Origin of the sequence: Pseudomonas sp. 43(2021), assembly GCF_017490805.1 — a bacterium.
GTDB lineage: Bacteria > Pseudomonadota > Gammaproteobacteria > Pseudomonadales > Pseudomonadaceae > Aquipseudomonas.
Genome location: NZ_JAFGYJ010000076.1, coordinates 1 through 1,430, shown reverse-complemented (window position 1 = coordinate 1,430; position 1,430 = coordinate 1). Strand labels below are relative to the sequence as shown.

Here is a 1,430-nt window from a genome sequence, read left to right as displayed (position 1 = left end):
GCTATCCCTCAAAACAGGGGGACACAAAAGACACTATTACAAAAGAAAAAAGAAAAGATTATTCGTCAGAGAATTCTGGCGAATCCTCTGACCAGCCAGAAAACGACCTTTCTGTGGTGAAACCGGATGCTGCAATTCAGAGCGGCAGCAAGTGGGGGACAGCAGAAGACCTGACCGCCGCAGAGTGGTTGTTTGACATGGTGAAGACTATCGCACCATCAGCCAGAAAACCGAATTTTGCTGGGTGGGCTAACGATATCCGCCTGATGCGTGAACGTGACGGACGTAACCACCGCGACATGTGTGTGCTGTTCCGCTGGGCATGCCAGGACAACTTCTGGTCCGGTAACGTGCTGAGCCCGGCCAAACTCCGCGATAAGTGGACCCAACTCGAAATCAACCGTAACAAGCAACAGGCAGGCGTGACAGCCAGCAAACCAAAACTCGACCTGACAAACACAGACTGGATTTACGGGGTGGATCTATGAAAAACATCGCCGCACAGATGGTTAACTTTGACCGTGAGCAGATGCGTCGGATCGCCAACAACATGCCGGAACAGTACGACGAAAAGCCGCAGGTACAGCAGGTAGCGCAGATCATCAACGGTGTGTTCAGCCAGTTACTGGCAACTTTCCCGGCGAGCCTGGCTAACCGTGACCAGAACGAAGTGAACGAAATCCGTCGCCAGTGGGTTCTGGCTTTTCGGGAAAACGGGATCACCACGATGGAACAGGTTAACGCAGGAATGCGCGTAGCCCGTCGGCAGAATCGACCATTTCTGCCATCACCCGGGCAGTTTGTTGCATGGTGCCGGGAAGAAGCATCCGTTACCGCCGGACTGCCAAACGTCAGCGAGCTGGTTGATATGGTTTACGAGTATTGCCGGAAGCGAGGCCTGTATCCGGATGCGGAGTCTTATCCGTGGAAATCAAACGCGCACTACTGGCTGGTTACCAACCTGTATCAGAACATGCGGGCCAATGCGCTTACTGATGCGGAATTACGCCGTAAGGCCGCAGATGAGCTTGTCCATATGACTGCGAGAATTAACCGTGGTGAGGCGATCCCTGAACCAGTAAAACAACTTCCTGTCATGGGCGGTAGACCTCTAAATCGTGCACAGGCTCTGGCGAAGATCGCAGAAATCAAAGCTAAGTTCGGACTGAAAGGAGCAAGTGTATGACGGGCAAAGAGGCAATTATTCATTACCTGGGGACGCATAATAGCTTCTGTGCGCCGGACGTTGCCGCGCTAACAGGCGCAACAGTAACCAGCATAAATCAGGCCGCGGCTAAAATGGCACGGGCAGGACTTCTGGTTATCGAAGGTAAGGTCTGGCGAACGGTGTATTACCGGTTTGCTACCAGGGAAGAACGGGAAGGAAAGATGAGCACGAACCTGGTTTTTAAGGAGTGTCGCCAGAGTGC

The 1,430-nt window shown here is 52.9% G+C and carries 2 protein-coding genes and 1 pseudogene; all 3 read left to right on the top strand.

Annotated elements, in window-relative coordinates; genetic code table 11:
- Positions 1-488 (top strand): annotated as a pseudogene (locus J5M71_RS29420) (Replication protein O); the annotation flags it as partial.
- Positions 485-1,186: a replication protein P gene (locus J5M71_RS25910; RefSeq protein WP_000788910.1), complete on the top strand. Its 702-nt coding sequence runs from the start codon at positions 485-487 to the stop codon at positions 1,184-1,186. The pseudogene J5M71_RS29420 and the gene J5M71_RS25910, both read left to right, overlap by 4 nt.
- Positions 1,183-1,430, top strand: a 248-nt coding sequence (locus J5M71_RS25905) for a protein ren (RefSeq protein ID WP_194505632.1), incomplete at its 3' end; no start/stop codon positions are given. The genes J5M71_RS25910 and J5M71_RS25905, both read left to right, overlap by 4 nt.